Annotated in this window: 5 protein-coding genes; 4 read left to right on the top strand and 1 reads right to left on the bottom strand. The window is 40.7% G+C overall.

From position 1 onward, the window contains the following. Positions 1 to 703, top strand: a 703-nt coding sequence (locus RAC86_RS14040) for an SDR family oxidoreductase (protein ID WP_377885806.1), incomplete at its 5' end; no start/stop codon positions are given. Positions 704 to 861: 158 nt separating this feature from the next. On the opposite strand, the gene RAC86_RS14035 is transcribed toward RAC86_RS14040, so the two are convergent. Beyond that, positions 862 to 1209: a BLB8/JUQZ-1 family protein gene (locus RAC86_RS14035; protein WP_003232839.1), complete on the bottom strand. Its 348-nt coding sequence runs from the start codon at positions 1207 to 1209 to the stop codon at positions 862 to 864. A 550-nt stretch (positions 1210 to 1759) separates the two neighbouring features. Between RAC86_RS14035 and manR the strand changes: the two genes are divergently transcribed. The 3 genes from manR to manA all read left to right on the top strand — a co-directional run bounded on the left by manR (position 1760) and on the right by manA (position 6768). Further along, entirely contained in the window at positions 1760 to 3706 is a 1947-nt protein-coding gene (manR, locus tag RAC86_RS14030; protein WP_377885804.1) for a mannose transport/utilization transcriptional regulator ManR, read from the top strand. A gap of 147 nt (positions 3707 to 3853) precedes the next feature. Then, positions 3854 to 5806: a PTS mannose transporter subunit IIABC gene (manP, locus tag RAC86_RS14025; RefSeq protein WP_305090533.1), complete on the top strand. Its 1953-nt coding sequence runs from the start codon at positions 3854 to 3856 to the stop codon at positions 5804 to 5806. Positions 5807 to 5820: 14 nt separating this feature from the next. After that, complete coding sequence (gene manA / locus RAC86_RS14020; protein ID WP_377885801.1) at positions 5821 to 6768, top strand: mannose-6-phosphate isomerase, class I; 948 nt, start codon at positions 5821 to 5823, stop codon at positions 6766 to 6768. Positions 6769 to 6911: the final 143 nt, after the last annotated feature.

Below are 6911 nucleotides of genomic sequence, written 5' to 3'. Positions count from 1 at the left end.
GGATATTGGTACGGCTATTTGTCGTAAGTTAGCCTCACAGGGTATACATATCTTCTTTACTCACTGGAATTCTGATGCGGCCTGGATAGAAGAATTTCAACAAGAAATTTTACGTATGGGTGTCCGCTGTGAGGCAATGAAAATTGATTTATCAGATGCACATGCTGCATTCACAATACATGAAAAAATTTCAGATAAATTAGGATATCCTTCCATCCTTATTAATAATGCAGCTCATTCCGCAAGTGATAATTATGTATCGTTAGATGCTAAATCACTTGATGAGCATTATGCGGTTAATATGAGATCGAATTTTCTTCTTTGTGTTGAATTCGCCCGTCGGTTTAAAAAATCTAATTTAATATCAGGAAGAATCATCAATATGACATCAGGGCAGGATTTAGGTCCTTTGCCTGGGGAGTTAGCGTATGCAGCAACTAAAGGAGCTATTTCTGCATTTACTAGGTCGTTATCACAAGAACTTGCACCATTGGGCATCACTGTTAACGCCGTAAACCCAGGTCCAACAGATTCTACATGGATGACAGATGAAATAAGAAATTTTCTTTCACCTAAATTTCCAATGGGGCGTATTGGCACACCAGATGATGCAGCACGAATGATTGCTTTTCTTGCAAGTGATGAGGCTGAATGGATAACTGGACAAATTATTCATTCAGAAGGTGGATTTATTCGGGGCTAAGCTACTGAAACACAATATACACCAATGTATGATGTATTCCCAAAACTAAATCTAAACTTGAAGCGCAATTGAAATAAAATAAGGCCCCTTCTCTTTTTAGAGGGGGACCTTATTTTATTCATGCATGTTTTGCATCCAGAAAATCTGGCGGATAAAGATTAATAAACCGTTACATATACTTTTCCGAATACTGCAGTACCTTTAAACAAAGTAATCGTGGCTTTCCCTTTTGATTTAGCCGTCACTAAACCATTTTGATCGACTTCAGCAACTTTTTGGTTATCAGTCCAATAACGAGTAGCTGAATTATTTTTAACAGAATAGGTTTCTCCAACTTTTAGAGGTAAATTATAGTCTTGAATCTTGATAACATGTGTAGGTGAAATAGAAATGTTCTTTACTTCAGTAGGTGTGGAGTTTATTTCATGAGCTGAAGCTACCCCGCTGACCGACAGAGCTAACGCAGAAATCGATAAAGCAGAAACAACCGTTTTTTTGAAATTCATTTTGAAACACTCCTTTAAAGTTTTTTGTCTTGCACTATAACAATTCAATAAAAGTAATTATTTCCCTTGTAAATAAATGTTAATAATATGTGAACGATCAACTGATTTGAGCTAAGAATATTGTGTGCCCTGCACAGAGTTTGTATTTATGATGGAAAATTGCTGAGAGAGAATGGCCATCCTTAAAATGTTAATAGCACACATTTGATGGGTACTAGTTTGTTGAGCGTGTGGGAATTTTGTTACCTGCACTTTATCCCCGAAGATACCAAATCATTTTTCTTCATCATGTTCTTACTTTCGTACTCATACATTAGAAAATCTTCGTTCTAAATAGGTGAAGAATTGGAGTATTTTTATGAATTTCTGCTGAATATACATTACATAGCAAACTCAAAGAATATAAAAATCGCTTTTTTCCGGATGTTTCGGTAAAAAACGAAACTTTTGTCTCTATGATTTTATTTTATAATGTAAACGGTTTCTTATATAGTATACTTATACTATCAATTTGCTCAAGTAGATACTGACAGGAAGGATAGAAAAACAGATGGAATACATAAATACAAGACAAAAAGAGATTTTGTATCTGTTGTTATCTGAACCTGATGACTATTTAGTTGTGCAAGATTTCGCAGATAGGGTACAGTGTTCTGAAAAAACAATCCGGAATGATTTGAAAGTGATTGAGGATTATCTCAATGAGCATTCTCATGCACAGCTTATTCGAAAACCAGGGTTGGGCGTTTATTTACATATAGAAGAACAGGAAAGGACCTGGCTAAGCCAACAATTACATACTGAACATTTTTCTTCTAGGCAGCGGAGCGATGAAGAAAGAATGCTGCACATTGCTTATGACTTATTAATGAATCCGAAGCCTGTTTCCGCAAAAGACATTGCCGCTCGGCATTTTGTCAATCGATCTTCCATTAAAAAGGATTTATACGCAGTAGAAGAGTGGCTGAAGCGTTTTGATCTCACACTGGTTTCTAGGCAGCGGCTTGGATTAAAGGTTGAAGGGAACGAAAGAAATAAAAGAAAGGCATTGGCAAGAATATCTGATTTGATCCACAATACAGCGTTTACCAGCCAATTTATTAAAAGTAAGTTTTTACATTATGAAGTAGACTTTGTGACGAAAGAAATCAAATCATTGCAAAAAAAGCATTCCCTCTATTTCACAGACGAAACGTTTGAAAGTTTGCTGCTGCATACATTGTTAATGGTCCGCCGCATCAAAATGAAGCAGCCGATTTCATTGTCCCCAAAAGAAATGGCGGCAGTAAAAAAGAAGAAAGAATATCAATGGACATTTGCTTGTTTACAACGGCTCGAACCGGTTTTTGCAATCCGCTTTCCTGAAGAAGAAGCCGTGTACTTAACATTACATATATTGGGCGGTAAAGTTCGTTATCCATTGCAAACAGAAGAGAACCTTGAAAATGCTGTGCTTCCTAAGGTTGTAGGGCATTTAATCAATCGTGTTTCAGAGCTGAAAATGATGGATTTTCATAAGGATCAGGATTTGATCAATGGTTTGAACATTCATCTCAATACTGTGCTACAACGGCTGAGCTATGATCTTTCTGTAGCAAATCCTATGCTCAATGACATCAAAAAGATGTACCCTTATTTGTTCCACCTCATCATTGATGTTTTGGAAGAGATCAATCAAACTTTTGATCTTCAAATTCCTGAGGAAGAGGCAGCATATTTGACATTGCATTTTCAGGCAGCGATCGAACGGATGCAGTGCAGCAGCGAGACACATAAAAAGGCGATTATCGTCTGCCACATGGGGATTGGGATGTCACAATTGCTGCGGACAAAAATTGAACGGAAATATCACCAAATCGCTGTAATGGCTTGTATTGCAAAGGCCGATTTAAAGGATTATATCAAAAAGCATGAGGATATTGATCTTGTCATATCCACCATTGCGCTGGAGAATATTACGGTTCCCCATATTGTTGTATCTCCGCTTTTAGAGCCTGGCGAAGAGAAGAAATTAAGTGCGTTTATACGTCAGCTGGGCGAATCACACCGCCAAAAACAAAAAACGTTTCAGATGCTGAACAATACGACTCCTTTTTTGGTTTTTTTGCAGCAGGAGGCGGAGCATCGCTACAAGTTAATCGAACAGCTGGCGACAGCTTTGTTTGAGAAAGGCTATGTTGATAAGGACTATGCGGTTCATGCGGTGATGAGGGAAAAAATGTCGGCGACAAATATTGGGTCAGGCATTGCCATTCCTCATGCAAACGCTAAATTTATTAAACAATCAGCAATCGCGATTGCCACATTAAAGGAGCCGCTTGAATGGGGAAATGAAAAAGTTTCGCTCGTTTTTATGCTGGCTGTCAAACACGAGGATCAAACCATGACAAAGCAGCTGTTTAGCGAGCTTTCATATCTTAGCGAGCAGCCGGCCTTCGTCCAGAAGCTGACGAAAGAAGCCAATGTCATGACATTTTTATCTCATTTGGATTATTAAAGCAGGGATTATTCCTTGCTTTTTTTGTTATAGGGAAAAATGCCTTTATTACCGGAACCTATGGTAAAAAAAAACGATTTTAATGAGCTGATTTCGGTATACAGTTGAGACAAGATCTTATTATTCACACTTTAAAGGAGGTTTCCTATGAAACTGTTAGCGATTACATCTTGTCCGAATGGAATCGCCCATACGTATATGGCAGCGGAAAATCTGCAAAAAGCTGCTGACAGACTGGGCGTTAGCATCAAAGTTGAGACCCAGGGAGGGATTGGTGTCGAAAATAAGCTAACCGAAGAGGAAATTCGCGAAGCGGACGCAATCATTATTGCTGCAGACCGTTCGGTAAACAAAGACCGGTTTATAGGCAAAAAACTGCTGTCTGTGGGGGTACAGGACGGTATCCGCAAACCGGAAGAATTGATTCAAAAAGCTCTTAACGGGGATATACCGGTCTATCGTTCCGCTACAAAATCGGAATCCGGTAATCATCAGGAGAAGAAACAAAATCCAATTTACCGTCATTTAATGAACGGCGTTTCATTTATGGTTCCTTTCATTGTTGTCGGCGGATTATTGATAGCGGTTGCATTAACGCTTGGAGGGGAGAAAACACCTAAAGGCTTAGTTATTCCGGATGATTCCTTCTGGAAAACGATTGAACAGATCGGCAGTGCTTCATTTTCATTTATGATTCCGATTTTAGCCGGCTATATCGCCTATAGCATCGCTGATAAACCGGGGCTTGTGCCAGGTATGATCGGCGGTTATATTGCGGCGACTGGAAGTTTTTATGACAGCGCAAGCGGAGCCGGATTCCTCGGGGGGATTATTGCCGGGTTTTTGGCCGGATACGCTGCACTTTGGATCAAAAAATTAAAAGTTCCAAAAGCCATCCAGCCGATTATGCCGATTATTATTATTCCGGTGTTTGCATCACTGATTGTAGGTTTAGCGTTTGTATTTTTGATAGGCGCGCCTGTAGCTCAAATTTTCGCCTCTTTAACAGTTTGGCTGGCGGGGATGAAAGGGTCGAGCTCGATCCTTCTGGCATTGATTTTAGGGGCGATGATCTCATTTGATATGGGCGGTCCTGTAAATAAGGTGGCGTTTCTGTTTGGATCGGCAATGATTGGAGAAGGAAATTATGAAATTATGGGACCAATTGCTGTCGCCATTTGTATCCCCCCGATTGGTCTTGGCATTGCGACGTTTTTAGGAAAAAGAAAATTCGAGGCATCTCAAAGAGAAATGGGGAAAGCGGCATTTACGATGGGGCTCTTCGGCATTACTGAAGGAGCGATTCCATTTGCGGCGCAGGACCCTCTGCGTGTTATTCCAAGTATTATGGCAGGCTCAATGACAGGTTCTGTGATAGCCATGATTGGCAATGTGGGAGACAGAGTGGCGCACGGCGGACCTATCGTTGCAGTGCTTGGCGCAGTTGATCATGTCTTGATGTTTTTTATTGCTGTGATTGCAGGATCTCTTGTCACTGCTCTGTTCGTCAATGTACTAAAAAAGGATATTACGGCGTCTCCTGTGCTCAGTGAAACTGCACCGCCCTCCGCGCCAAGTGAAGCTGCGGCATCAAATGAAATAAAGCAGCCAATTCAAAGCCAAAAAGCTGAGATGTCGGAATTTAAAAAACTGACAGACATTATCAGCCCGGAATTAATTGAACCAAATTTATCGGGGGAAACGAGGGATGACATCATAGATGAATTGATTCAGAAATTGTCACGAAGAGGTGCGCTGCTTTCAGAGAGCGGGTTTAAACAAGCCATTTTGAATCGTGAACAACAGGGAACAACGGCGATTGGCATGAATATCGCGATTCCGCACGGAAAGTCTGAGGCGGTCAGGGAGCCGAGTGTTGCCTTTGGGATCAAACGATCAGGCGTTGATTGGAATAGCCTGGATGGATCAGAAGCTAAATTAATCTTTATGATTGCTGTACCGAAAGAGAGCGGGGGAAACCAGCATCTCAAAATACTGCAGATGCTATCTCGAAAGCTAATGGATGACAATTATAGGGAGCGGCTGCTCTCCGTGCAAACAACAGAAGAAGCATACAAGCTGCTAGAAGAAATCGAATAAAGCGGGGGATTTTCATGACGACTGAACCGTTATTTTTCAAGCCTGTTTTCAAAGAAAGAATTTGGGGCGGGAACGCTTTAGCTGATTTTGGCTATACCATTCCGTCACAACGAACAGGGGAGTGCTGGGCTTTTGCCGCGCATCAAAATGGTCAAAGCGTTGTTCAAAACGGAATGTATAAGGGGGTCACGCTCAGCGAATTATGGGAACATCATAGACATTTATTCGGACAGCTTGAAGGGGACCGTTTCCCTCTGCTTACAAAAATATTAGATGCTGACCAGGACTTATCTGTTCAGGTGCATCCGAATGATGAATATGCCAACATACATGAAAACGGTGAGCTTGGAAAAACAGAATGCTGGTACATTATTGATTGCCAAAAAGATGCCGAGATTATTTATGGCCACAATGCAACAACAAAGGAAGAACTAACTACCATGATAGAGCGTGGAGAATGGGATGAGCTCTTGCGCCGTGTAAAGGTAAAGCCGGGGGATTTTTTCTATGTGCCAAGCGGTACTGTTCATGCGATTGGAAAAGGAATTCTTGCTTTGGAGACGCAGCAGAATTCAGACACAACCTACAGATTATATGATTATGACCGAAAAGATGCAGAAGGCAAGCTGCGCGAGCTTCATCTGAAAAAGAGCATCGAAGTGATAGAGGTCCCGTCTATTCCAGAACGGCATACAGTTCACCATAAACAAATTGAGGATTTGCTTACAACGACATTGATTGAATGCGCTTACTTTTCGGTGGGGAAATGGAACTTATCAGGATCAGCAAGCTTAAAGCAGCAAAAACCATTCCTTCTTATCAGTGTGATTGAAGGGGAGGGCCGTATGATCTCTGGTGAGTATGTCTATCCTTTCAAAAAAGGAGATCATATGTTGCTGCCTTACGGTCTTGGAGAATTTAAACTCGAAGGATATGCAGAATGTATCGTCTCCCATCTGTAACATGGCAGGGGTTGAGAAATAAATTTGCGAGTGAAGACGCCTATTCTCCAGCAATGATCTAAATAAAATAAGAGTTTAATAGTTGGAGAAGAAATGTTACACTCTTTTCTGTATATGGTAAAGAATGAAAAAACACGATTCGG

This window comes from Bacillus sp. LR_5 (assembly GCF_042709275.1).
The sequence above is the reverse complement of the archived record's forward strand: the minus strand, read 5'-3'. Positions and strand labels throughout refer to the sequence as shown.

What these genes read in the sequence shown, in the direction of transcription:
- RAC86_RS14035 (WP_003232839.1), bottom strand. Translation starts at nt 1,209, where the DNA reads ATGAATTTCAAAAAAACGGTTGTTTCTGCTTTATCGATTTCTGCGTTA.
- manR (WP_377885804.1), top strand. Translation starts at nt 1,760, where the DNA reads ATGGAATACATAAATACAAGACAAAAAGAGATTTTGTATCTGTTGTTA.
- manP (WP_305090533.1), top strand. Translation starts at nt 3,854, where the DNA reads ATGAAACTGTTAGCGATTACATCTTGTCCGAATGGAATCGCCCATACG.
- manA (WP_377885801.1), top strand. Translation starts at nt 5,821, where the DNA reads ATGACGACTGAACCGTTATTTTTCAAGCCTGTTTTCAAAGAAAGAATT.